The 26,384-nt window shown below is 50.6% G+C and carries 19 protein-coding genes; 8 read left to right on the top strand and 11 right to left on the bottom strand.

Translation table 11 applies throughout. The features are described from left to right. Positions 1 to 57 precede the first annotated feature (57 nt). The 4 genes from IEV97_RS15290 to IEV97_RS15275 all read right to left on the bottom strand — a co-directional run bounded on the left by IEV97_RS15290 (position 58) and on the right by IEV97_RS15275 (position 6,305). Positions 58 to 1,386, bottom strand: a complete 1,329-nt coding sequence (locus IEV97_RS15290) for a RagB/SusD family nutrient uptake outer membrane protein (protein ID WP_188502370.1) — start codon at positions 1,384 to 1,386, stop codon at positions 58 to 60. Between the two features lie 19 nt (positions 1,387 to 1,405). After that, complete coding sequence (locus IEV97_RS15285; RefSeq protein WP_188502369.1) at positions 1,406 to 4,528, bottom strand: SusC/RagA family TonB-linked outer membrane protein; 3,123 nt, start codon at positions 4,526 to 4,528, stop codon at positions 1,406 to 1,408. A 91-nt stretch (positions 4,529 to 4,619) separates the two neighbouring features. Next, a complete protein-coding gene (locus IEV97_RS15280) occupies positions 4,620 to 5,684 on the bottom strand; it encodes a FecR family protein (RefSeq protein WP_188502368.1) in 1,065 nt (354 codons plus the stop codon). Positions 5,685 to 5,738: 54 nt separating this feature from the next. After that, positions 5,739 to 6,305, bottom strand: a complete 567-nt coding sequence (locus IEV97_RS15275) for an RNA polymerase sigma factor (RefSeq protein WP_188502367.1) — start codon at positions 6,303 to 6,305, stop codon at positions 5,739 to 5,741. Positions 6,306 to 6,805: 500 nt separating this feature from the next. On the opposite strand from IEV97_RS15275, the gene IEV97_RS15270 reads away from it, so the two are divergent. Together IEV97_RS15270 and IEV97_RS20100 are read left to right on the top strand one after the other, a co-directional pair. Beyond that, complete coding sequence (locus IEV97_RS15270; protein ID WP_188502366.1) at positions 6,806 to 7,057, top strand: hypothetical protein; 252 nt, start codon at positions 6,806 to 6,808, stop codon at positions 7,055 to 7,057. After that, positions 7,051 to 7,248, top strand: coding sequence for a JAB domain-containing protein (locus tag IEV97_RS20100; RefSeq protein WP_229733976.1), 198 nt, complete (start codon positions 7,051 to 7,053; stop codon positions 7,246 to 7,248). The genes IEV97_RS15270 and IEV97_RS20100 overlap by 7 nt, the downstream gene beginning before the upstream one ends. Positions 7,249 to 7,667: 419 nt before the next feature. On the opposite strand, the gene IEV97_RS15260 is transcribed toward IEV97_RS20100, so the two are convergent. Beyond that, positions 7,668 to 9,161 carry a RagB/SusD family nutrient uptake outer membrane protein gene (locus IEV97_RS15260; protein ID WP_188502364.1) on the bottom strand — a complete coding sequence of 498 codons (1,494 nt, stop codon included), beginning with the start codon at positions 9,159 to 9,161 and terminating at the stop codon, positions 7,668 to 7,670. Positions 9,162 to 9,180: 19 nt separating this feature from the next. Continuing rightward, positions 9,181 to 12,210: a SusC/RagA family TonB-linked outer membrane protein gene (locus IEV97_RS15255; protein WP_188502363.1), complete on the bottom strand. Its 3,030-nt coding sequence runs from the start codon at positions 12,208 to 12,210 to the stop codon at positions 9,181 to 9,183. 993 nt (positions 12,211 to 13,203) lie between these two features. On the opposite strand from IEV97_RS15255, the gene IEV97_RS15250 reads away from it, so the two are divergent. The 6 genes from IEV97_RS15250 to IEV97_RS15225 all read left to right on the top strand — a co-directional run bounded on the left by IEV97_RS15250 (position 13,204) and on the right by IEV97_RS15225 (position 20,411). Next, positions 13,204 to 14,253: a LacI family DNA-binding transcriptional regulator gene (locus IEV97_RS15250; protein WP_188502362.1), complete on the top strand. Its 1,050-nt coding sequence runs from the start codon at positions 13,204 to 13,206 to the stop codon at positions 14,251 to 14,253. Positions 14,254 to 14,830: 577 nt separating this feature from the next. After that, a complete protein-coding gene (locus IEV97_RS15245; protein WP_188502361.1) occupies positions 14,831 to 15,751 on the top strand; it encodes a nucleotidyltransferase family protein in 921 nt (306 codons plus the stop codon). Then, positions 15,733 to 16,896: a phosphotransferase enzyme family protein gene (locus IEV97_RS15240; RefSeq protein WP_229733975.1), complete on the top strand. Its 1,164-nt coding sequence runs from the start codon at positions 15,733 to 15,735 to the stop codon at positions 16,894 to 16,896. Before IEV97_RS15245 ends, IEV97_RS15240 begins: the two co-directional genes overlap by 19 nt. A gap of 4 nt (positions 16,897 to 16,900) precedes the next feature. Beyond that, a complete protein-coding gene (locus IEV97_RS15235; RefSeq protein ID WP_188502360.1) occupies positions 16,901 to 17,599 on the top strand; it encodes a carbohydrate-binding family 9-like protein in 699 nt (232 codons plus the stop codon). Positions 17,600 to 17,639: 40 nt separating this feature from the next. Beyond that, a complete protein-coding gene (locus IEV97_RS15230) occupies positions 17,640 to 19,073 on the top strand; it encodes a Gfo/Idh/MocA family protein (RefSeq protein WP_188502359.1) in 1,434 nt (477 codons plus the stop codon). 270 nt (positions 19,074 to 19,343) lie between these two features. Continuing rightward, complete coding sequence (locus tag IEV97_RS15225) at positions 19,344 to 20,411, top strand: LacI family DNA-binding transcriptional regulator (protein ID WP_188502358.1); 1,068 nt, start codon at positions 19,344 to 19,346, stop codon at positions 20,409 to 20,411. A gap of 110 nt (positions 20,412 to 20,521) precedes the next feature. Here IEV97_RS15225 and IEV97_RS15220 read toward each other — a convergent pair whose 3' ends face one another. From IEV97_RS15220 to IEV97_RS15200, 5 genes are all read right to left on the bottom strand, one after another. Further along, the gene (locus tag IEV97_RS15220; RefSeq protein ID WP_188502357.1) at positions 20,522 to 20,788 is read right to left on the bottom strand and encodes an Arm DNA-binding domain-containing protein; all 267 of its coding nucleotides are present in this window, start codon (positions 20,786 to 20,788) and stop codon (positions 20,522 to 20,524) included. Positions 20,789 to 21,417: 629 nt separating this feature from the next. Further along, entirely contained in the window at positions 21,418 to 22,674 is a 1,257-nt protein-coding gene (locus IEV97_RS15215; protein WP_188502356.1) for a sugar MFS transporter, read from the bottom strand. A gap of 3 nt (positions 22,675 to 22,677) precedes the next feature. Then, positions 22,678 to 23,865 (bottom strand): n-acyl-d-glucosamine 2-epimerase, encoded by a 1,188-nt coding sequence (locus tag IEV97_RS15210; protein WP_188502355.1) that lies wholly within the window; start codon positions 23,863 to 23,865, stop codon positions 22,678 to 22,680. Position 23,866: 1 nt separating this feature from the next. After that, a complete protein-coding gene (pafA, locus tag IEV97_RS15205; RefSeq protein ID WP_188502354.1) occupies positions 23,867 to 25,495 on the bottom strand; it encodes an alkaline phosphatase PafA in 1,629 nt (542 codons plus the stop codon). Between the two features lie 13 nt (positions 25,496 to 25,508). Beyond that, positions 25,509 to 26,333 (bottom strand): endonuclease/exonuclease/phosphatase family protein, encoded by an 825-nt coding sequence (locus IEV97_RS15200; protein WP_229733973.1) that lies wholly within the window; start codon positions 26,331 to 26,333, stop codon positions 25,509 to 25,511. Positions 26,334 to 26,384 lie beyond the last annotated feature (51 nt).

Below are 26,384 nucleotides of genomic sequence, written 5' to 3'. Positions count from 1 at the left end.
GGAGTCGCCACTTCGGTTGACTCCCTTCTCACAATCAATCTACTTTACTTATTACCATTAATAGCCTTGGTTTTGTGTCAGCACACCGTTCGACAGGTTGATCTGGTCGCCGGGCAGGGGCAGCACATACTGGTTGGTATTTTGAATGTTGGGAAGGTCAATCGCCTTGCCCGTGCGCACCAGGTCGAAGAACAGGAAGCCTTCACTGTAGAGCTCTCTTCTGCGCTCCTCCAGCACTGCTTCAAGGTAAGCTTCCGGCGAGGCAAAATCTGCTAGCTCATACTCCTCCACGCCCCGGACCTTGCGAAGCGCATTCAGGTATACCAGGCCCTGCTCCAACGGCAGCCCTTCGGCGCTGATCAGGTACATTTCGGAAAGGCGGCTGACGATCACCGGCTGCACGTCCCAGTACTTGCTCACAATGACGTTATAGGTTTTGTCGGCGTTGTAAATGGTGTCGATGTTCACCATGCCGCGCACGTCTTCCGGAGTATAAAGCGACTCGAGCACCTCGGTGGAAGGCTGCACGAAGTAAGAACCAGCCCAGGCCGTGCCGTAGGGCCAGAACAAACTGGACAAGCGTAGGTTGGTCTCGGTTTTGAGGTTAGAGAAAGCAAAGAGCACTTCGCGGGACGAAGCCGTGTTGCGGAAGATGCTGCCATAGTCTGCCACCAGGCCCAGGCCGCTGCTCTGGATCACGCTCTGAGCCAGCTGGGCTGCCTCTGCCTTGTTGCCCCGGGCCAGCAGTACGCGCGCTTTCAAGGCCGTAGCCGCTTCTTTGGACACGCGTTTGTTCGTGGCTTCTTTCAGCGGTTTGGCCTCGGCGATGGCAAAGTCCAAATCTTTGATGATCTGCTCCCATACCTGGTCGGCTGTGTTGCGGGGCAGGTTCTCGGTGGTATTTTCCACGATCAGCGGCACCCCGCCAAAAGCGGTAACCAGCTGGTAGTACAGGTAAGCCCTGAGGTAGCTCGCTTCGGCTTTCACCACTTTCACGCTTCCCTGCGCGCCTAGCTTGTCACAGGCCTGTATCACGTTGTTGGCGCTGTAAATGGTCCTGTAGGTATTTTTCCAGAGAGACGAGGAATAGCTCAAACCGTCGTCTACCCCGTTGCCTGTGATGAGTCGGCCGTAGGCACTGTTGTTGCCCGAAAGCGGCGTCCAGGTATAGTTGCCGCCCCGGATGTCGTTGATCAGGTAGTTGTCCCGTTCCGGGGTAGCGGCCCGGTACAGGCCGTTGAGAAAAAAGCCGACATTGCTTTCGTTGATCTGATCAGGCGATACGGCGCTTTCCGGTGTTACATCCAGTTCTTTGCTGCACGAGGAGAAAAGCACACCAGCCCCCAGGGCCATACTTAAAGCTGCTAGTTTATATGTTCGAAGCATGTTTATACTTGTTTGAAGATTAAAAACTTACATTGATCCCGGCCATAAAGGCGCGTGGCTGTGGCGTCACCAGGTTGTCGATGCCGAACGAGCGGGCGTCAAGCGAGCTGGAAGCCTCCGGATCGTAGCCGCTGTACCCGGTGAAGGTATAGAGGTTGGTGCCGGACAAGTATACCCGCGCCTGCTGTATGGCCAGCTTCTGCAGCATAGAGGCTGGCAGCTTGTAGCCGATGGTCAGGTTCTTGATGCGCAGGTAGGAGGCATCCTCCACAAAGTAGCTGCTGTTCTTCATGTTATAGGCGCTTTTGGTGGCACGCGGTACGTCGTTGCTGGTGCCCGGTCCGGTCCAGCGGTTTTCGTAAGTGTCCCGCACCTGGTTGTAGTCGCGGCCACCCATGTGGTCCAGGCCCGAGCGCCAGGCAGCGGCGATCTCATTGCCGAGGGAAAAAGTGGCAAAGAGCGAGATGTCAAAGTTGCCGATCTCCACGTTGTTGGTCAGGCCACCGAACAGGTCAGGCTGAGCGCTCCCGATCACGGACAGGTCAGCCGAGTTGATCAGGTTGTTGCCGTCCAGGTCTTCAAAGATCATGTCGCCCGGGCGCACTCCCTGCTTCTGCAAGGCTTCCGGGATCTCTTCGATGGTCTGGTATATGCCACTTTGCTTATACCCGTAGAACACGCCCAGCGGCTGTCCCGGGATGATGGCATTCCAGCCACCTACCTGGATCGGCTCGTTACCGATCAGGCTGGTCACTTTATTGCGGATGGAAGCCATGTTCAGGCTGGTGCTCCAGCGGAAGCGGTCCTTTTCGATGTTGACGCTGGTGAGGGTAAACTCATGCCCCTTGTTTTCCATGGAGCCGATGTTGGTGGTACGGTGCGTAAATCCACTCGTGGCCAGCGTCGGCACGTTGTACAGCAGGTCGTCGGTCTTCTTAATGAAGTTGTCATAGGTAAGCGCCAGCCTACCGTTCAGGAACGAAAGGTCCAGACCGTAGTTCGTCTGCCGGGTGGTTTCCCATTTCAGGTCCAGGTTGCCCAGCGAAGTAACCGATAGACCGGTTTCGGCGCCGTAATTATACCCACCCGATGCCAGCGGCATGTAGCTGTAAATGCCGATCCCGTCCTGGTTGCCGGTCTTGCCCCAGCTGGCGCGCAGCTTACCAAACTCCAGCCATTCTGCTGTCGGGAAGAAGTTTTCGCTCGTGAACACCCAGCCTGCCGACACAGAAGGGAAGTAGGCGTAGCGGTTGTCTTTGTGGAACTTGGATGAACCGTCGTAGCGCAGCGAAGACGACAGGAAGTAGCGTCCCTTGTAATCCAGCTGTACCCGCCCGAGGTAAGACTCCATCGCATACTTGTTGGCGTCACCGCTTGCCGTGGTCACCGTGGCCGAGGTGATGTGCCTGAAGTCATCCGACGGAAACTCCGTGCCCTGCGCGTTGTTGAAATCGTAAGCGTCCTGGTAATAGGTATAGCCCACCATAGCTTCCGTGTTCAGGTCTCCGCCCCAGTTCTTGAAGAAGGTCAGCGTATTGTCGATATTCTGGGAAACCCGGTTGCCGCGCGTATCGATGGTCAGGCCTTTACCGGAGGCGTATGGGTGCAGGCGCGTCTGGTGTCGGAAACCACGGCCAAAGCGAAGTTCAGCATTGTAGGCTGTGTGCCAGGTAAGGTATTGGAGAAAGTTAACGTTGCCGTACAGGTTGATGAGCGCCTGGTAGTTTTTGTCTTCGATCAGGTCATTCTCCAGCACTTGTACGCCGTTGTGACGCAGGATGTCCTTCCCGCCGATGTTGAACGTGCCGTCGTCTTTGTAGATGCGGTCGTAGGGGCGCTGCTCGAGCGAGCGCTGGAAAAGCGCCGTGCCTTGGTCGCCGTTGGGCGCCGAAGAGCTGTTGGTATAGTTACCGCCGAAACGCAGGCCAAAGTTGAGGACTTTGTTCGGGGTGAAATCCAGGTTGGTACGCAGCGAGTAGCGTTCCAGGGCGCTGTTCTTTAACAGGCCTTCCAGGTTCTGATAGCCTACCGAGGTATAGTACTTCACCGTGTTGCTGGATCCGCTGAAGGAGAAGTCCGTCTGATGTGTTGCTGCGCCCTCGTTGATGATCAAATCCTGCCAGTTCACGTCGTATGGATCAGCGGGCACGTTGCCCAGTACTTTGTTGATGTCGATGTAGCCGCTTTTGCCCGGGCTCAGGTTCAGGTCGCTGTTGTAGTTATCCACCGCCTCCTGCTGCAGGCTAATGTATTCCTGCGGGTTGAGCAGGTTGAGCTTTTTAGGCATGGCTTGAATACCCGACACCTGCGAAACCGAGATCTTCGGCTCACCTTTGCGCCCCTGTTTGGTCGTGATCAGAATCACGCCGTTGGCAGCGCGGCTGCCGTAAATGGCGGCCGAAGCAGCGTCTTTGAGCACCTCGATGGACTCGATATCAGAAGGGTTGATGAGCGAGAGCGGGTCCTGGATGAACTCGCCGGTATAGTTGTAGCTGGCCCGCGCTTTGGAGATCGGAATGCCGTCCACCACATACAGCGGCTCGTTGTCGCCGTTGATCGAGCTCACGCCCCGGATGTTGACGCGGGAAGCGCCGCCGGGCGTACCGTTGCTCACTGTCAGGTTCACGCCCGCTACCTGGCCTTGCAGCAACTGGTTGGCACTCGGCACGTTGCGGTCGGCCACATCCGCGGGGTTTACGCTGGAGATGGCCGTGGTGATGTTGCGGCGCGTGTTCTGGCCGTAGCCGATTACTACCACCTCGTTAAGCTTCGACTCAGCCACTTTCAACTTGACCATCAGGGACTCTTTCTCACCTTCCTCTAAGGTGTAACCCGTGAGCGCCTGCGGCTCGAAACCAATGTAGCTGAACGTGAAGGTATATGGGCCGCCAAGCGGCAGCCTGCTGAAAGAAAACATTCCTTCTGCGTTGGTGGTAGTACCGCTGGTATGGCCCGTGCTTTCGTTCTTGGCCAGCACCGACACGCCGATAAGCGCCTCGCCGTTACCATCCTGCACTACGCCCACTACCTGATCCGGTGTAGCTTGGCCGTAACCGCTCTGCCCGTACAGGACGGCCAGCATGAAAAACAATAGGACTTTGGGCCAGATCGGCCTGCCTTTCCTGGTAAATTTAACGCTCATAGTGTATGTGTTTGGATAAAGATTTCCCCTTACGTCCTGTTGCCAGGACGTTTCATCCGTCAGTAGACGGAGCAATTTTTATGTTTCTGATTTATTTTCTGATGCGGTAGCTATTCTGCTCCTTTTTCAATTTCAGCTCGTTAAGCACAGCGATGGTCTGCAGCACCTGCTCCAACGAATCGGTGGTGCTGATCCTGCCGGTAAAACTGATCCTGTTTATATCGGCCTGCCTGTAGCGGATATCCTGCGCGTATACCCTGGAAAGCTCGTTGAGCACCGCAGGCAAAGGGCGTTTGCTGAACTCAATGACGTCGCCGATCACAGTCATGCTTCCTACTTCATCAGCAGTCCGGACAGGTACTTTTTGAGGACTTTCTTTCCTGGTAATGAGGCTGCTAACGCCCCCTTCCGGATTTTCCGGGTCCAGCTCGAGTTGCTGCCCCGGGCTCAGGTAGACTTCTTTTACCTTTTGCTGCATAGCTTCGGAGACAGCTTTTACGACCACCTTGCCGGTATACAGCTGCACCAGCACCGGCTTGCTGCCGCCTGGCGCTTTTACTTTAAAAGTAGTCCCTAGTGCGGTAGTGGCCAGGCCGCCTGCCTGAACGGTAAAGGGCCGCTGGCTGTCTTTGGCTACGTTGAATACGGCTTCGCCTTTCAGGTAGACCGTGCGCCGGTCGTCCTGCACAAAAGGCTGCGGGTAGCTGATTTCCGCCCCGGGCAGTAGCTCCACATCCGAGCCGTCTTCCAACAGGATAGTTACCGGTCTCAAGGATTTGTTAACTTTTATGACAAATACATCCTTTGTTACATCGGATGCCATCACTACTGAGCTTCCGGCATCCGTACGGTTCAGGGATAGCTGCCCGACCAGGAAAAGGCCCAACACAAGCGAAGCGGCAACGGCAATCCTATACAAATCCCCATACCTTCCGCCCTTCAACCCGACTTCGCGCCGTATGTGCCGCAACATCCGTTGTGATGTTTTCTCCTTCAGCCACCCCTTGCTGTCGAACTGCTCCCACTCCGTTTCCGGCAGGAGTTGCTCGAGTGCCGCCGGGTTTTCTTCCAGATACTGGGCCACCACCCTGGCTTCGCTGGCGCTGGAATCATTATGCAGAAATCGTTCTAGCTGGTGTGGGTCCATTTGTAGCATCTAAACACAGTGAATACGCTCCTCAGCAGCCTGTCCCCTGCTGGAAACAATTATTTAACATGCGCCGAGCCAGGTCCACAGCAGCACATGGCTATATCGGAGGAGCAACTTCAACTGTTTGGTAGCTTTGGTGAGGTGGTCTTCCACGGTTTTGGTAGAGATGGAAAGTTCGCGGGCGATATCCTGGTACGAGAGGCCCTGCATACGGCTGAGTTGAAAGACCTTTTTGCGAATCGGTGGCAACTGTTCTACCGCTGCCTGAATATCTTCCTGAAGGCAGTGGGCGTACACGGTGTTCTCGGTATAGGTGTGTTCTCCGGGGAGCTGGGCGTGTTGCAGGGCTTCGCGCTCCACTGCTTTTTTTCGCAGTGTGTCGATGAGCGTGGTCCGGGCTATCCGGAAGATCTGGGAGGAGACGGGCACTTCGTCCGACAGGCGGTCCAGGTGTCGCCAGAGTTTGATAAAGGTCAGCTGCACGAGCTCTTCGGCCATGAACTCAGAGTGGGTCTGTTTGCGGAAGTAGAAGTATACTTTTTGGTGGTACTCGCCATATAGCTTCTCAAATGCGGCCTCATCTGGGGTGATTCGTATGCTTAGCCGGTCAGTACTTTCAGAAGTCATCACGCTGGTAACGTTTAATCCTGTACAAAGGAACCAACATTTCAGGAGCGCGTGGGTTAAGTTTGTGTTAAATCGATGTTACTGCACCGATACATGTAGCAAGTGAAATGAGTAGGCACAACTACCTCCCCTTATTGCCAATGGTGTTTATTATAGGTATGTCCGCCTATATACCCTGACCAAACGATATTCCCCAATAGGACCTGAGGCTCTCTAGTAGTTTCTATCACAGTAGCATAGCGCGGTCCTTCCTGCCCTTGCCGCCACGGATGAGTAGCAGCCTCCCGCTAAGCCCCATTCCCCCAGCTCAAAGCCAAGATCCAAAGTCACTTGCTTGGGCGCAAAGGTAGCCTTGCGATCCGGACACAGGGACAAGGTCGTCAAAACAAAAAGGGTATTCACCTGGCGGCGGACCCTCCGCATTTTCTTTGGCTCCACCTTGCCTTTAGTCCGGCGCCGAAGCTCCATAAGCCATTTCCTCACACTTAAACATCATGATTATGGGAAAGACCGTTCAAACCTCCGCCCTCACCAGAGCAGCCGAGATCAAGCTCACCTACTGCAACAGAGTAAAACCCTCCGAAAGACCGCCGGTCACCTGCTTTGCCGACTCCTATCAGGTGCTCAAAACCAGTTGGGACATAGGCAAACTGGAGTTTGTCGAGCAGTTCAAGGTCCTGCTGCTCAACCGCGCCTCCGGGTACTTGGCGTCGACGAGCTCTCCACTGGCGGGGTGGCCGGCACCGTGGTAGATCCCAAGCTCGTCTTCGTGGCAGCCCTGAAGGCCTGCGCCCCCGGGATCATCCTCTCCCGCAACCGCCTCTCGGGCAACCTCAACCCCAGCGCGGCCGACCTGCAGCTGACCAGGAAGATGAAGGCTGGCGGGGAACTGCTGGATATAGGTAGGGCTAAAAACAAACAAGCCCTTAAATCGCTAATTTAAGGGCTTGTTTGCTAACTGATAGGGTACTAAGTGGTGATGAAGGTTCCTTAGTCGCATTCAAAAGCGTGACAGGCTCATGAAGGGTGCCGCCCATCTCTTTGCTGTGTCAATGCCCACCCTTTCTACATCGCGTGCGCCCACAATTCCATCGCTCCAACTCGGAAATCTTCCTATGCCAGTAAACACCATGCTCGCGCAAACAGGCTGAGACGCTTCACCAAGGAGGAGAAACCTGGCGGCTTTCGTAAGTCAAGGGTCTCTGAGTTTATTTTATCACGCCACCCCTTCTGACCTTTCTAACACCCCCGTTTTGATTTTTCAGATACAAATACAAGATTGCCCGCTGCTTAAAGTCTTAAACAAGGCACATCTTCCGTCCGAAGCAGCTTTAACGAAAGATTCTTTTATCGCCGCCCAGGCTATGGATTTTGAACCAGGTTAGGATTCAGTATGATCTCCTCTTCCGGAATAAAGAACACGACTCGTGGATGTGTATAAGGTATTTCTTGGGTTGTTTGCCCAGAAAGCAGATGAGTGCCCGGATAGTTGCGAACCATCGTGCGATTATTGCGGAACACATCAAACTTTCGATGCGCTTCCCAAGCCAGCTCCAGTCGGCGCTCATCCAGGACTACGTCCAACACACTGGTATAGCCCATCATGTTAGAAGGGGAGAAAAGGGCATCGCCTGATAAGCCAGACCGTTGCCTGATCAGGTTTACATCCTCCAACGCAGCTGCATGGTTCCCGAGCTTGGCATTGGCCTCCGCGCGGCTCAGGTACATTTCTGCCAGACGCAGGTATACCGGAGAGCTCAACGTAACCACACCCTCCTGATAAGAATATTTGGTAATGAAGTATTTTTCATAACCGTTTCTTGAGGCCAGCAATGGTTTGCCATCGGCTCCTGTTCTGATCGAGCCATCTGCATTTCTCAGGTATACCGGCACAATAAACTCTCTTCGCTTGTCATCAGGAAATTTATTAACCAGGTCACGGTAACTGGCTGAGGCATACATTTCACCGTACCCCATGCCATCGCTCAGATACATAGACCCAAGAGAAGCCCAGCCTCTGTCATCTTGTATGGTGTGCTTGATTGCAAAGATCGTCTCTTTGTTGCTTTCGCTGGCGAACGAGAAATACTTGGGTAGATCAGCTGTGCTTACCAAGGCATACCGATTGGAGTTGATCACCATGTTCGCATACTCAATCGCCTTCTCGTTATTCTCCATAAAGAGGTGCACCCTCGACAGAAGCGCATAGGCTACCTCTTTGGAGGCAAAGCTGCTATTCTTAGTGCTGCCCATCAGTTGCGCCGCCTTCTCCAGGTCTTTGAGAATGAATTCATACGTCTGCTTTACTGTGCTGCGGGCAGGCAGATCGTTTATATCGGTGTTGTCCCGAATCATGATTCCCAACGACGCTCCCTGATCCTGCGCATAAGGGCGCCCGAAAACATTTACCAGGTCAAAGTGCACCATGGCCCGTAGGAAGTAGTTCTCGCCAAGTATCTGGTCGAGTTCCGCGGACTGCCCCTCCTTCAGCTTCTCTATCACCACATTTGTTCCGTATATTGCCTGGTAAGCCTTCCGGAAGAAGTTTGTGGTAATGGACATCGAGGTGAGGTGCTGGTAATTGTAGGCGTAGAATAAAGGATCCGTAGTAGTACCGCTCAACGCCACGTTGTCACTGGCATACTCAGTCAGCATGTGATAATTGCGGGTATAATAACTGTCTTTCAGATAACTGTAGTTTCCTATAGTGGCAGCTTTGAGTCCTTCAGGCGTATTGGTTGTCTGATCAAACGTAAGCCCATCGTAAGGCTTAACTTCCAGATCATCGGAGCAGCCGGCAAGCACCACGGTGCTAAGCATAGCTGGGAAAATATATTTTCTAAAAATAAGTTTCATGGCTGATTGGGTTTAAGGGTTAAAAGTCAACGTTAACGCCGATCATGAGCTTCCTGCTGATGGGATATCTTGTGACAGAGGAGCCGGTGGTCAAATCCACTTCCGGGTCCATACCTGAGAAATTGGTCAATGTCCATAAGTTGTCACCGCTGGCAAACACCCGCACCCCTTCTGCCTTCAACTTAGCAGCAAAGGCGGCCGGCAGATTATAGGATAGGGTGATGTTGCGCAGACGCAGGTAGCTGCCATCCTCCAGGTAACGCGACGAGACTTTGTTAGAGGCCAAGTTGCCGTTCAAGACCGCTTTCGGATGCGTGGCAATGTCGCCTTCTTTTTCCCAACGGCTCCAGCCGTTCTGGAGCACCATACTGTTATAAGTTGGGTAGGCACCGTCTGCATCAAACAGCTCCCGGTTATAGTTGTACACCTTGTTGCCGTATACAAAATTGAAGAAAGCAGACAGGGTAAAGTTTTTATAGGCAAAGGTGTTGCGGAAACCTCCGGAAAATTTAGGTACAGCCGTACCGGTGTATACCCGTGTGGCGCTGTTATAAGAAGTCGTCACGGTGTCTTTCGCGAAGTTGCCTTCCGCATCATACTTTCTCAGTAACCACAGCGGAGCCCCCGTAGCCGGATCCACGCCTTTCCAGTCTCTCATGTACCAGGAGCCAATCGGCTGCCCTACCGCTATGCGCTGGTTGCCCTGTTCAATTGGCTGCCCACCGTACAGTTCCAGTACCTTATTGCGGTTAAAAGACAGGTTGAAGTCGGTTTCCCAGGCAAATTCTCCTGTCAGATTCTGCGTGCTTAACTCTATATCAATCCCTTTGTTTCTAACGGAACCGATGTTCTGCGTCTGCCAGTAGAAGCCCGTGGCAGAGGAAAGCGGCACATCCTGCAGGATGGCTTTGTTGGTCCTGCTGTAGAAGTCCACGGTGAGATCCACCCGGCTATACAAACCTACCTCCAGGCCGACATCAAAGGTGTGCGCCTTTTCCCAGGTCAGGCTCGGGTTCACCAGACGGCGCGGAAAACCACCAGGCTGATTGGCATACTGTACGTTAAACTGATAGAGATCCAGTGCTGCAAAGTCGCCGATGTTGGCATTACCGGTCACACCATAGCTGCTTCGCACCTTTAAGAGGTGGACCGTACTGGCTAGCTCCTGGAAGAAATCTTCGTTGGAAACAGACCAGGCGCCGCCAATGGAGTAGAAATCACCAAAGCGCTTGTCCTGGCCAAAACGGGAGGAACCGTCCCTCCTATAAGAAACCGTGGCAAAGTACCTGCCGTCATAATCGTAGTCCGCGTTCAGGAAGCCGGACATGAACTTACTCTCTGACTTGTAGCCGCCGATAGCAACCGGCTTGGCGACAGCATCCAGTACTTCCAGTCCGGGGAAAATGCCTTGTCCTGTAGCATGCATGCCATCGTTGAAGTTAGACTGATACTCAGCCCCCAGTATTCCCCGCACATTGTTAAGACCAAACTGCTGGCTTGTAGTCAGGAGGTTGGAAGTCAGGAAGCTGTTGTTATAGCCATATGAATTGCTCAGGGAGCCGTTCACAGACTTGCCGCCGGGTGTACGCGAATCATTGTTAGACTCAGAGCGTGCATTGCCCACACTATACCTATTGGTGGTAGAGAACGAGAGCCAGTCTGTTATTCTGTATTCCAGCTTAAGGTCCCCATCCAGTGATTGGCCTCTGCGCTTGTTGTAATTGTACTGGCTTGTGAACAGGAAATTACTTCTGTCACGGCCGTACCACTCACTCGTATTGGCATCTACAAATCGGATAGTACCGTCCTCGTTATAAGGGTTGTCCCAGGGCATGTTGATAAATGACTGGTAGATTGCTCCAGATGGGTCATTGCTTCTGGTTGAAAACTGCGTATTAACGCGTGCCGTGACGGTTACATCCGGGTTGATGTCATGGGTGATGTTCGCTCTGAAATTGGTCTGCTCATAACTTGTATTCACTACCGTACCTTCTTCCTGGAAGTAGTTTCCACTCAGGTAGAACCTGGTCTTTTCCGAACCGCCTGACACGGAGAGCTGATGGTTGTTGGTAATGCCGGTTTTGAAAGCTTCATCCAGCCAGTCCGTATTCTCCGGTTGGACAGGCAGGACACCTTTTGCGTAATCTCCGTAAGTCGTCGGGAAGCTTTTAGAGGCCAGGTAAGCATTGATTTCTGCTTCCGTTGGGTTAGGTGTTGTTTTGCTGAGAGTCGCAATGTGATTGTCCCGCTTGCCGGTGTAGTCGTTTTGGTACATCCGGCTGGTGTAGTCAAACAGCTGCTGACCGTCCATCACCTCAAAATTACCGGTCGTGCGGCGGCTCACACCTGTGGTGCCGTTATAAGACACCCGCGTTTTACCTGCTTTGCCCCGCTTCGTGGTAATTACAATCACACCGTTGGCAGCTCTGGAGCCATAGAGGCCTGTAGCAGCGGCATCCTTCAACACAGTGATCGATTCGATATCTGTCGGGTTGGCAGTTCCGCCAATCACGCCATCCACCACATAAAGCGGCTCAGCCCCAGCGGAAATAGAACCTGTACCCCGAATACGTACTGTTGGCGCCTCGCCAGGCTGGCCACTGGCACTCGACACCACCACACCGGAAGCTTTTCCCTGTAACATAGTAGCTGTATTGTTACTGGTTACGTCCCGTAGCTTCTCTCCGCTCACCACTGATACTGAGCTTACCAACTCTGACTGTGACCTGCTGGAATAGCCTACTACGACAACTTCATCAAGACTTTTGGCATCTGTCGCCATTGTCACATTGATCGTCGTTTGACTACCCACAGGCACCTCTTTCGGCTGATATCCTATATAAGAGAAGACCAGCACATCAGATGGGGCGGCTGTGATCGTATAGTCACCCTCAGCGTTGGTAGTCGTGCCGGTGGCAGAGTTCTTCACGACCACCGTCAGACCAATGAGCGGCTGATTCCGATCATCTATTACTTTGCCACGTATGGACTGCTTGCTTTGCGCAAACGACGGACTTAAGGCAAACAGAGAGCATAGTACAGTTACCAAGAGTGGCAGCGGCTGGACAGGCTTTCTATCCCTTCGATTTAGCAGGTGGAGAATTTTGCGAAGAAGAGCTCCAACATTTCTGTAGTTTTCAATCATACTTTTTGAGCTTAGTGGTTCCAGGTTAGATTGTCAAAGTATAATAGTGTGTGCGATAACGCATGTTTTAATTTAGAAATAATAATATTCCCTCCCCCATCCTTAGCCCCAAAATCGCAACGCAAACGTTTGCAAAATACCCAGCCTTTGATTTTTCAAAATCATTGTTTGCACACGCATTGCCAAAGACTTACCTATACCGTCTTTGAAGCCGTGCGCTTGATCCCGCTTTCACTGGTTCTACCACGCTTCAGGCAGTCAGCGTAACTAAACTGGGGAAAGAGAGGGCAAAGGTGTATGGTGGAAGAAAATAAAGCTCACGCTTGATCAGGAGCAGCTTTAAACAGAGCTACAGTCATTGTAACAGGCATCCGAGTGATTGCACGGGTGGAAAACGGGTGGAAAATAAATACTCATCTAAGATGCAATACATGTTGACTCTCAACTTCAGCTCGTAAGTAACTACTCAAACGTTTGCGTAAAACTTTAACCTGGCCAACTTGTGCAACTGCAGCCATACACCCTTACATGCACTAACCTGCAGTCTGCACATAAAATCACAATGTGCTTCATTGGGTGAAATAAGGCATTTCATTAATAAAAGCCTTTGGTTAAAGCATATAGGCAGAGGGAAGGTAAACCAACGAGAAAGGCCAGTACTTGGGAATAATTAAGCTCCATTAAGCTCCTGCCTAGGCAACGGCTCATTAGGCACCTAGTTGCCAGGCAGCAGGGATAGACTCAATTTTCCTGCGAACATTTGTGCAAAATGTTATCGCACACGCATAAACAGTCGCAATAATAAGTATACTTGCGCAAAACAATATTAATCCCGGCTCACCGCTTTACATTGCCACCCATTATGTCTATTTTTATAAAGTACTATGCTTCGATTACATGACTGGCAAACCGACAACGATAAAGGAAATTGCTAAAATTCTTAACATCTCTACTTCTACAGTTTCAAGAGCTCTGAATGACCATCCTACAATAGGCATGGCCACCCGTTTGAAGGTAAAAAAGCTTGCCAAGGAGCTTAACTATGAACGAAACCAGACAGCTATTTTCTTTCAGCAAGGCAAAACATACACGATCGGCGTTATTCTGCCAGAGCTCTCGGAAGCCTTTTTCTCGGCTGCCATCAGCGCAATAGAAGACACTGCTTATAAAAGGAACTATACAGTATTGCTGGCACAGTCGCATGACGACGAACAAAAAGAGAAACAACTGGTGGAAAAAATGAAACACCACCGGGTGGATGGCCTGTTGGTTTCCGTTTCCAAGAACACATCCTCATTTGAGCATTTTGACAGCCTTAGCCAATACAATATACCGGTCGTGTTCTTTGACAGAATCCCGCCGAAAGAAGATATACATTCAGTCTCGTGCAACATGGTCACCGGAACCATTGAGGCAGTCACTTACCTGTTAAAGAAAGGACACCGCGCCATCGGAATGATCAACGGGCCTGATACACTTTACGCCAGCACCGAGAGACGGGAGGGCTACATCAAAGCAATGTTGAAGAACAGACTGAAATTTGATCCATCCCTGGTCGTAAACTGTGACTTGACAGAGATAGGAGCCCAAAACGCACTCGATCAGCTGCTAGCTAATAAGCGCAAGGTGACTGCTGTTGTCACGTTCAATGATTACGTGTGGCTTTATGCTTTAAATCATGCCAGGAAACTCGGCATAAGAATTAATGAAGAACTGGAGTATGTGAGTTATGCCAATCTACCCATGACAAATTACATGTCACACGCTCCTTTGGCCTCTGTGGAGCAATTTCCCTATAATCAGGGACAGAAGGCGACGGAGATTCTCATGGACCTTCTGTCTTCCAAAGGAACGGAACCTAAAAAGTCACAGGCATATTACAAGGTCATGATAGAGTCTCAACTTGTAGAAAACCTGAAGGATCAGCGCCTTTGCCAGCAGTATTGACCCTTTAGAACTTTCACGGCCTCTGCTCTATCGGCAACCTTAGGCGCAATCATGCCTAGCTGCGCGCCCTTTCAGGAATTTCAAATTCACAAACACAAATCACCCCTGCTCTCCTGTCTTATGATTCAGGTAAAGCTTGCCATGCGCCCCCTTAATCCTGCAGTGGGCCGGCCTGCAGGTACCGCCTTCCCTTCTAATACCTTGATCAGAAGGAGCTCAAAGCCCCTCTGCACTACTTACCTATCACGAAAAACTTCCACAGGCGAAATTGAACCAATTGCCTGAAGCAACAAGTGTGTTATCGAACAAACGCACTGCGTGTTCGTAAACATTATCAAATTTTTCTTGCTTTGTACAGTCTACATTTTTACTTTTAGTGACTGTTGAATGAAAGCGCTCACTATTGGATTGATGCAGGCGACCCCTGTCCCCTCCAGTTAGCCGGAACAACTGCTTTTGTACAACAGTACTCAGCCGGGACTTTCTGTAAGGCAGCTTTTTCTCACTGAGTGGATTCTCTATTTGTAAGTAGCCTCATCTAGATGAATGAGGTGTCAATACATCTAATTTCTATTACATGCAGAAACGCCCCACTTTACTGGTTTTAGCAGCGGGTATGGCCTCCAGGTATGGTAGCTTGAAGCAGCTTGATGGCTTCGGGCCCAATGGTGAAACTATCATCGACTACTCTATCCATGATGCTGTAAAGGCAGGATTCGGCAAGATCCTCTTCGTAATCCGGCAATCGATAGCCGAGGAATTCAAGGCTGTCATGCTGCACAGATTGCCTGCCCATGTTCCCGTTGGGTACGTGGCACAGGAGCTTGACATGCTGCCATTGGGTTATAGTGTACCCGATCGAAGGGAAAAACCATGGGGTACAGGCCATGCGGTATGGGTGGCCTCCTCCCAGATAGATGAACCCTTTGCTGTCATCAACGCGGACGACTTTTATGGCTATGAGTCGCTCAGAATGATCGTTGAATTCTTAAACAACAGCACAGATTGCCAGGAGCACGGGCTTATCGGGTTTCAACTCGCAAACACACTTTCTGAACATGGAAGCGTATCCCGCGGCATTTGTGCTGTTGCCCCTGATGACTCCCTTGCTTCCTTAACGGAACTAACCAAGATCGTGCGTACGAACGCCGGTGAAATTCTGGTGCAAGACGAAGACGCACCGCATCAGCAGTTGCAGGGCAATGCCATTGTGTCTATGAACCTCATGGCGTTTAAGCCAAGCGTTTTTCCTTATTTTGAGAAGTACCTAAAGGCGTTTCTGCATGAAAAAGGGCGCGACCTGAAAGCAGAATTCTACTTACCGGCAGTAGTGAATAAGATGATCGCTGCTGGTGAAGCTCGGGTTAAGGTAATACCAACTCCCGAAAAATGGTTTGGGGTAACTTATCCGGAGGACAAATCAACAGCTATGCAAAGCATCAAGAATTTGATAAAAGCCAGGGTCTATCCTGAAAACCTATGGGAAACCTCACAATGAAAGATAACACGGAAGCCGCATCCAACTTCGATAACGTTCTTTCTCATTTTGCCATAGAGGGGCGTGTTGCCAGTATAACACCTTATGGTTCAGGCCATATCCATGACACTTACTATGTCAAGAACCAGGCGCCAACTGCTCCTGATTATCTGTTGCAGCGCATTAACCACCATGTGTTCAGGAATGTGCCGCAGCTAATGCAAAACATCGAGCAGGTTACTGCTCACCTGAGGAAGAAGCTGGATGCCGTGCCAGGCAAGCAGTCAGACCGGGAGGTGCTAACACTTATTCCGACGCATCAGCACACCATGTATCATCAGGACCAGGTTGGCAACTATTGGCGCCTTTACCTTTTGCTGCAAGGCACACGCAGCTACGATGTAGTTGAAAACGCACAGCAGGCTTATGAAGGGGGGAAAGCCTTTGGTCGCTTTCAGGCACTGCTTGCTGATATGAGCGTCCATTTACTACACGAATCCATACCTGACTTTCATAATGTAGAGTATCGACTGAAGCAGTTTGAAACAGCCCTCGAGAAAAATATGGCCGGCAGAGTAAAAGAAGTTCAGCCTGAAATTCAGTTTGTCAGGCAGCGTGCGCATGCCATGGCGGCGATCATCCGGCTTGGCCGCGAAGGGAGTTTACCACTCCGGATCACACACAACGATACCAAGTTTAACAACGTGCTGCTCGACAGCCAGGACAAGGCACAGTGCGTGATAGATTTGGATACGGTCATGCCGGGATTCGTTGCCTATGACTATGGGGATGCCATCCGTACCACTGCCGTCACCACGCCCGAAGACGAAAAGGATTTAAGAAAAATTGACATTGACCTTAACCTGTTCCGGGGCTTTACCCAGGGTTTTCTGGAAGAGACGCATCATTCATTGACGGGCCAGGAAATAAACTCATTGACGCTCGGAATAACCTTGCTCCCCTTCATCATGGGCCTGCGCTTCCTGACAGACTACATTGATGGAGACAACTATTACAAGGTACATTTCCCGGCGCATAACCTGCAGCGGTGCAGAGCCCAATTCCGGTTGGTCGAGGTTCTCGAAGACAAGTCCGAAGTGCTTCAGGGGATAATTGAGGACATACACGCCTCATGTCGTCAAACGGTTTTACAACAACCAAAATAAAGCTATGGGCCATCTACAGATCCCCCTCCTCCGCCACCTGCAACAGGACAGTTTGCTGAACCTGATTTCCCTTGAACTGGATAAGCTATCCCAGCAACAGATCAGCAACTCCCTTGGACTTTCTACTGACGAAAAACCCGACGCTGCTTTTGCCATTGCCTATAGTGGCGATTGCATCTTCCTGAAATATTATGTTCGTGAGGCCTCTGTGCAGGCCAGGTACCGGAATACCCATGACCCGGTGTACAAGGATAGCTGTGTTGAGTTTTTTATCGCTTTTCAGGGAGAGCGGGAGTACTATAATCTGGAATTCAACTGTCTGGGCACCTGCCGTGCGGGCTTTGGTCCTGACCGTCACAACAGAAAGCTACTGCACCCAGCCACGGTCTCTAAAATAAGACGCTTTGCCAGCCTGCGGGCCGGAAACACCACATCGCCACTTAAAACCTGGCACCTCACACTGGCTATACCTGCATCCGCATTCTCCGAGCATAGCTTTGCCAGCCTGGAAAAGGTGCAGGCCAGCGGTAACTTCTATAAGTGTGGAGACGAATTACCCGTCCCCCATTTCCTGGCCTGGAATCAGCTGCAGACTTCGACACCAAACTTTCACTTGCCAGAGTTCTTCGGAAGCTTGCAGTTTCTGCCGACGGAGTATCAAATGGAGGAGAACCACACCAGTCTTCAATTTTTTAAAGCATAAACAACCTTAAAACATATCATCTGGACTTAAAGAGATCACCATGAGTAACAATCGCAGAGAATTCCTCAAACTAACTGGTCTGGCTGGCATTGGTCTGGCGGGAACCGGTCTTTTGGGTGGCTGTGCTACAGCAGCCGTCCAAACAGGTACTGACCAGGCACAAAAACAGGCAGGTCGCTCCCATACCCAGCAATTCAACATGTCCGGCTACAGGGCGCCTAAGCTTGACAAAGTACGGGTAGGGTATATAGGGCTGGGCATGAGGGGCCCGGGTGCCGTGATGCGCATGAACCGAATTGAGGGTGTGGAGATCAAAGGTCTCTGCGATCTGGTACCGGAAAAAGTACAGGCAGTACAAAAGAAGTTAGCTGACAGCAGCACCAACCATAATCCGACTTCATACGCAGGCAGCGAGGATGCCTGGAAAAAGATGTGTGAGCGTGATGATATTGACCTGATCTACATCGCCACCCCATGGGACACACATACGCCTATGGCATTATATGCGATGGAACAGGGCAAACATGTGGCAGTAGAAGTGCCTGCTGCCCTGACAATAGAAGAATGCTGGCAGTTGGTTGAGACATCCGAGCGCACCAAAAAACACTGCATGATGCTGGAGAACTGCTGCTATGATTTCTTTGAAATGCTCACCCTGAATATGGCCCGGCAGGGTTATTTCGGGGAAATCATTCATGGAGAGGGAGCTTACATCCACCAGCTACTGGACCTGAACTTCTCTAAAAAGGGCTACGAGAACATGTGGCGCCTGAAAGAAAACATGACCCGGAATGGCAACCTCTACCCCACGCACGGCCTGGGCCCAATCTGCCAGATCATGAACATCAACCGGGGCGATGCCATGGACTATCTGGTATCTGTATCGACCGATGATTTCCAGATGTACGAGGAGGCAAAGCGATTGGCGGCGAAGGACTCCTTCTTTACGCCTTACGTGCAGGACACTTATCGTGGCAACATGAACACGACCACCATCCGCACCAAGAAAGGAAAAACCATGATGATTCAGCACGACGTGACGACGCCGCGCCCTTACTCACGGATCCACCTGGTGAGTGGCACCAAAGGCATTGCCCGCAAATGGCCGGAGAAGAAGATCGCCACAGGGCACAACGGATGGCTTAAGCCGGAGGAGTTTAAGGCGGTAGAGGAGCAATACACTCCGGAGATCATCAAGAAACTGGGCGAAATGGCAAAAAAAATTGGCGGCCACGGTGGCATGGATTTCCTAATGGAATGGCGCCTGATCGACTGCCTGCGTAATGGACTGCCACTGGATCAGGATGTATATGATGCTGCCTCCTGGACAGCGGTAGGCCTGTTGAGCGAATGGTCGGTGGCAAACCGCTCCAACTCCATCGATGTACCCGATTTTACAGCGGGTGCCTGGCAGAAAAATGCACCAGTGGATATATCGCTGCAGGGGGCAGGCACCACAAATGTCAGAATCTGACAGCACACCCGGCCTTAGCGCTTTCTGGCAGTTGTCACCTGTAAAAAGCGCTAAGGCTATGGTAGATTGGAGAACGACGGTACTTGGTTCTATTGGAACCAGGCACCGTCATTCTTTTTTGTTGGGTAACCGGTATCGCTGTTACAGCAAAACTGTATGCGCTGATTATGAATTTAAATTAATATTTTTGAGTCAGAGAAGTGAAAGCAGGTTTACTGATAACAGGCGCCTTCCTGACTAGGGTATGTGTTCAATAGGATAGTGTAGCACGTGGGTAATCAAATCGTCAGAATAAAGGATATAGCTGAGAAAGCAAACGTATCGACAGGCACCGTGGACCGCGTGCTTCACAACCGGGGTCGTGTGGCTGAAGAAGTGCGGGAGCGGGTACTCAAAATAGCGGAAGAGCTTAACTACACCCCCAACATCATAGCCAGGGCCCTTGTCACCAATAAAATCTACAACATTGCCGCACTTATACCTGACCCGGCCGTTGACCGGTACTGGCAGGCCCCGCAGGCTGGTGTTGAAAAAGCTGAAAAAGAACTACACCAATACGGCATTCGTGTCACTCGGTACATTTTTGATCCTTTCGATGCAAGCTCCTTTGTAAAAGAAGCAGACAAGGTATCTGAGTCAAACTGTAATGGCGTTCTGATAGCCCCTATCTTTTACCGCCAGTCCCTCTCCTACTTCAGCAAGTGGAAGAGAGACGGAATCCCATTCGTGCTGTTTAACACGCACATTCCTGCTTGCGAACCACTCATGTATATTGGGCAGGACTCTTACCAGAGTGGTGTGTTGGCAGGCAAGCTACTTCACTTCGGCTATAAAGGCAAGGCCACTTTTGTAGTAGCACATATCGACGAGGATATACAAAACTCCACCCACCTGATCCACAAAGAGCAGGGCTTTGTGGATTACTTTGCGGCACAGGGTATGGACGAGCTCATTCACGTGCTGCAGACAGACCTCCAAAGCAAGCAGCAGCAAACTATTCCGCAGCAATTAGACGAACTCCTCAAGGCCCACCCAGATATCAAAGGCATTTTTGTAACCAACTCCAAAGCCAATGTTGTAGCCGAGCACCTTTCACAGCAGGGCCTGCAGCATGTCAACCTGGTCGGTTATGACCTGATTGAGAAGAACCTGCACTACTTGAACAGCGGCCAGATCGACTTTTTGATCAATCAGAACCCCAAAGGGCAAGGCTACTGGGGAATCCATGGATTAGCTGATCATCTGATCTTTAAGAAAAAGAATAACCCAATCAAATACCTGCCGCTGGATATTATCACAAAGGAAAACCTGCACTACTACATTGAAGCAGACATGTAGTATACCTAGTATCTCAGGCGACATTCCCATCATCAGTTTGTCCTTGGGACTGTATGCACGACGCATGTTTTTCTATGCCGATGTGGCCGCAAGCTTGGGCTACAGTGCCTTCAGCCATTGGTTTGCGCCTTACAGGGAAGAGGAGCACCATGAGGCAATGAAGCAGAAGCAGCCCAAGGGCATAGGCTGCTGGCGTCCGCTGAGCTGCACTTCACTTTGCCCGCCTCCACCGACCAGCGCTCTGGCGAGACGTAGCGGTGGGTGCTTAGCTCCAGCCGCTGGCCCTGTAGGGTGACGCGCAGGTAAAACAGTAAGAGATTGTCTTTCGTGGTCTTGTCTTTCCCGCCGTAAAACAGGATACTGATCTTAGTGTCCATTTTGCTCCTCCTTTTTGGTTGAATTTAATGATCAATTAAAGACTCCACAAGATGTAAAAATATTACACATCTTACTTACAGCCAGTGAGTTATACATCAATTTGGGTACCCGGAATCGCAACAGCTTCGGGTACCCGAATTTGCTGCCTCAGAAAGGAGAGAAATGAAAAATTCAGGTGGGGTTGAAAACAAAAAAGCCCTTAAATCGCTGATTTAAGGGCTTTTTATGCTAACTGATAAGTTACTCCGCAGAGAGTGAGGGTCTCGAACCTATTCACAATCACCTGATAATCATATACTTAAAGCAACCTATAAATTCGACTCACCGAATTACGCACCAACCTACTTTTTTCAGTTAAGCTGCAAATGCTTCTCTTTAAAGTTACGCGTATTTTTTATCAATTTCAACCAGAAATTTTACTCACCAACAGGTTTACTCCGATTGCCATTCAATAGCAGATATATCTTATTTTACACAGGACATATCCTAATTATTCAACAAATTCTCCGGTCTGCCAATACAAAAGACTTAGGTTCGGGAGAAAACTCTTGTCCTGTCTTCATCAAATATCGAAGTGAAATGTTATGGAAACATTCGTTCAGTATTACAACCAGATTCAACCTGACCATTAGTGACTTTTGAAACTACTAGAAGGCCTGTATCCATTCAAACCATAAAAAATAAGATAGAAGTAGCAGCACAGTGGAATGATGAAGGCTATCCCCCAGGAAAAATGATCAATTAACAAGCCTTGGGCATACGTCACAAATGCTCCTCCTACTATCGCGGTAGACAGTAAACCGGAAGCCCTGGTGGTAAATCTTCCTAGCCCATTTACTGATAAGGAAAAAATAACGGCGAACATGATGGAGTTACACAAGCCAACCAATACCATCGCCCAGACTGCCAGATAGCCTGTTGAAAGAATGGAGGTCAGTATCAACGCTACAGACAAGGAAGCAACGATCACCAGTACTCTTGAAGGCTGTAACAGCTTTAACACATAGGCACCTATGAACCGACCGACTAGCATGCCACCCCAGTAAAAGGACAAGTACAGGTTGGCCGCATGCTCCTCGATCGAAAGCGTATCCGCGATATAGTTCGTTAAGAAGGAGCCGATAGCCACTTCCGCACCGACATACATAAACAGAGCGATAATGCCGTAATTGAGATGACGGAAACTGAAAATGGATCGCTGTCCTGTCCCTTCCGTTTGCTCACTGCTTGACGAAGCGGATATCTGAGGCAAAGCTAAACGAAACACAATGATTCCAATTAAGAGCAACCCAAGGCTGATCATCAGATAGGGTTTCACCAAGGCATCGCTTGAGGCATTTGATTCACTTAACCGCGAGAGGATGAACTGGGCTCCGAAAATGGGCGCCACTGTCGTACCGATGGACCCAACCCCTTGTATAAGCGTCAAGCGGGAAGCGGCAGTCTTTGGTGAACCTAACACGGTTATATAAGGATTGGCGGCAACCTGCAACAAAACGATTCCCGTGGCAACAATAAACAGGGCTGCCAGGAATAGCTCATACTGGTGGAACCACGAAGCGGGCAGGAACAGAAAAGCACCCAACCCAGCTATTAGGAAACCGGCTACCATGCCATTCTTATACCCTATTCTTTCCACTATTTTCCCTGAGGGGATAGAGAGTAAGCCATAGGTCAGGAAGAAATAGAACTGCACCAACGAGGATTGGGAATAGGTAAGCGTGAAGCCCTCCTTAAAAAATGGGACCAGGGTATCGTTTAGTACAGTAATGAACCCCATCATAAAATACAGGACCGCCAAGGCCAGGAGGGCTGGCAGGTAGTTCTTGCTAGGTGTGGTTTCCTGGGATACCTCCAGCTGGTTTTTAACCGGTAACATGGCCATAATCTACGATTTTGCTAATGAATACTCACTTTTCTCGACCCTTTCCATCGTTTTCCATAGCTGGTACAAGCCTCTGGGCACGTGAAAACAGCCTTTCCACTTTCCACCCTTCAGCGGAAGCAACACCTCGCCCTGCCTGTTCAAATACCCGAACCATTCCCCGTGCTCCTGATCCACAAAATGCTCCCACGTGTATTGATGGAGTTTCTCAAACCACTCCCAGCATTGCTCGTTCCCTGTGTGCAGGTACCCTTTAAGCGCTGCAATCATGGCTTCGATATGCACCCACCATAGTTTCTGATCCCACTCCAACTGCTGAGGTGGGTTGCCTTTGATATCCAGAAAGTAAAACAGCCCCCGATGCTCCTTGTCCCAGCCAAACTCTAAGGTGGAAAGCACGATCTCCACACATTGCGCTGTCAAAGCCGTGTCATGGGTCCGCTCGGCAATATCCATGATGAACCACATGGCTTCCAAGCCGTGACCCGGATTCACCAGCCTGCCCTCAAACGAATCAGAAAACTTCCCATCCATGTCTACATTCTCCAGGATAATTCCCAACTCCGGCTGATAGAAAGTCTTCATCACGGTATCTACCCCATCGGTAATGGTCTGCTCCACCAGCTGTGGATCAAGCAAATGCTCCACTTCCAACACCAGGTTACACATGATCATGGGGAGTGAGAACCCCTGCAGATCCCGGGTCCCGGGGAAGGCCTTCGAAAATTTCCCTTTCGGATTCTTTTTCCGTTCCAGGATCTTATGAAAGGTATCGATGGCAATTTTGGCATACGCGGCACTGTCGGTTGCTTTGCTGAGCTGGGCAAATGCCATGGTGGCAAAGCAGTCCGAGAATATATTGTAAGCCTGGGTGAGCGGTTTTCCTTCTCTCGTTAAGGAAAAGTACCAGTCTTGCTGTTCATCCCGTCCGTTTTTCTTTAAAAACTCAGCCCCCTGCCGGGCAGCGTCTAACCAGGACTGCTCGCCCATCGCGTTGTAAAGCATCGAGAACGTCCATACCTGCCTGCATTGCAGCCACATGAACTTATCCGTGTCATAGACACGTCCATCTCTGTCCAGGCATGTAAAAAATCCCCCATTCACCGTATCTACAGAATGCCGCATCCAGAAAGGCACCACATTCTCTAAAAGGTTGGACTTGTATAAGGCTGCATAGTCAATTTTAGTCATCTCAGTCTGATTTAAGTTGTACATGTAAGGCTTTCCCAATGCTTCCACTGGGCGCCTGAAGGTTTAAGAGCGAAGAGAGGGTTGGGGCGATGTCCGTTATATGGACACGTTCATTCGAATGCCCTGCTTTTATTTTCCATCCCATGAAAATCAGTGGGATTTGTGTATCAGCCGGATTCCAGGTCCCATGGGTGGTTCCTTTCAAAGGACCATCAAACCAGCCCGGCTCCTGTATGATCATCAGCTGACCACTTCTTTTAAAGTGATAGCCGTTGACCATCATCGTTCGAATAGGCTCAGGGATGGCAATCTGCGCGATGTTGTCCATGTCTGCCACAAACTGCACCCCTGGCTCGAGTCGCAAATACCCGATCGCGTATGCTTTTATCGCCTGGAAGTCCAAGCCATTTGCCGCTATTTTCGCCATATCAAAATAGACCTGATAATTATAGATGGCTTTGACTAAGCCATCCGTCCGGAATCTTTTGGCTAGCGACTCATTTAATGGCTTCACCTTCTCCTTCCCCCTCAGCCACCCTGTCGGAAAACGGAGCGATTCCAGATACCCAATGGACTGGGCGGCTCCATGATCTGCCGTCAGCACCACCAGGTAATTATCAACTCCGATCTTCTTGTCGAGGTATTTGAAAAAAGACGCTAAATCCTGGTCCAATCTTAGGTAGGCATCCTCCACCTCCATGGAGTTGGGCCCGAACTGGTGGCCAATGTAATCCGTGGAGGCACAGTTGATGGCAATCACATCGGTCACGTTACCGCTACCCAGCTGATAACTTTCGATGGCGCTTTTGGCGAATTCCAGAATTAAGGTATTCCCCATGGGCGTATTGCGGATAATCCCTTTGTCGGTCTGAAAGCGTTGCTTTACCAGGTGTGGAAAACTTGTTGTTTGTGCCCCCTTAAAAGGTCTCTCCCAAGTTACCTGGTCGTTCGTGCTTTGCCCGTAAGTAGCAGCGGGGTATAGGGATTCCCATTCATGGGCCAGTAATTGCTGCCCCAGCTGCTGGCTGTTGAATGCTTCTACCCACGCTGGTAAATTCTGAAAATACCAGCTGCTGCTCACGAACTTGCCACTTTGGTCATCATACCAGAATGCACCTGTCGGTTTGTGACCAGCGGGCAGAATGGCGGCCCTGTCTTTTAGGGAAACACCGACTACCTTCGACCTGAAGTTTGTAGCCAACATGAGCTCATCTGTCCAGGTCGTGGTGAGCAGCTGTCGGGGAGACATGCTTTCAGGCGCTCCTTCTCCCCCTACCAGGTGGGTCGTACTGTCATCCGTGCAATAAACCATGCGACCAGTCTCCAAATCAAACCATTCATTGCCAGCTATACCATGTATGGCTGGAACCGAGCCTGTGTAGATGCTGGCATGCCCCACTGCTGTCATCGAAGGCACGTAGTTGATGAAGGTATTGTTGAAGGAATGGCCTTTGCGCAGCAACCGGTTAAACCCGTCTTTTCCATACCTGTCCTGATACCGATATAAATAGTCCCACCTCATTTGGTCTATGACGAGTCCAACGACCAGTTTAGGAGGGGAGCCTGCGTATACAGGGGCACCCGCAACCACCAGGCATAGTGTCGCAAGCAATCTATAAAAGCTTGTCATAGGGAGCAGGTGTTTAATTTTCAAATTCAAGCACCGCTACCAATGGCAAGTGGTCCGAGGCATAGCGTTCCGGGACAGTATAATAGTCTTTGACGGTAAATTTGGAAGCAGCTGCTCTGTTTAGCAGAATGTAGTCAATGGTCGTTGTGGGCCTTCCAGCCGGAAAGGTGGGAGGACAGACATTGCCGCAGCCCATCTTGAATCCCTCTTCATACAGGCTCCAGTTTTTGTTCTCAGGGTCCATGTTGAAATCCCCACCCATAATGATCGGAGACTGAGCATACGGGGTCAATACCCGCAAGAGCTCCCTGGATTGCAGTTCCCTGTTTTTATCCGTCAGATGATCCAAGTGCGTGGAGACAAATACCAGTTTCTGTCCCTGGGCAAACTCGACTTCAATAATGCCGGCAGCCCGCAACTCAGCCCCAGAACCGTCCTCTACAGGCAGTGAGTGGACGGACGAAGCCAGGATCGGAAAGCGGGACAGCAGCGCGACGCCATAATCTCCACCGGACCTGTCAATTGCCTTTGCAAAAAAATAGTGCATACCCGTCAGCTTTGCCAATTCCTTGGCCTGGTGCAAGGTGGTTCCGGAGCGCGTGGTGTGCACGTCTACTTCCTGCAGGGCTACTAAGTCAGGCTTTTCACTGTTGATTGCCTTGGCTGTGGCTATCAAATCTACTTCTCCGGCTGGTTTGGAGGGTGGGTTCCCAATATGAATATTGTAGGACATCACTTTAATGGTCTGCTTTTTAGGCTCGGGCGTGCCTTCAGAGGAAGTTTTGCACGAAAGCAGCAGGAACAAGGCAAAAAAGCCTGCCAGGTATTTCATATTCATAAGCTTAGTAGATACACTGTTGAAAAATAGCAAAGACTATCTCCCCCCTAC

The organism is Pontibacter amylolyticus (assembly GCF_014638845.1).
Classification (GTDB): Bacteria; Bacteroidota; Bacteroidia; order Cytophagales; family Hymenobacteraceae; genus Pontibacter; species Pontibacter amylolyticus.
Note: the sequence above shows the minus strand (reverse complement) of the source record. Positions and strands in the feature narration are given on the sequence as shown.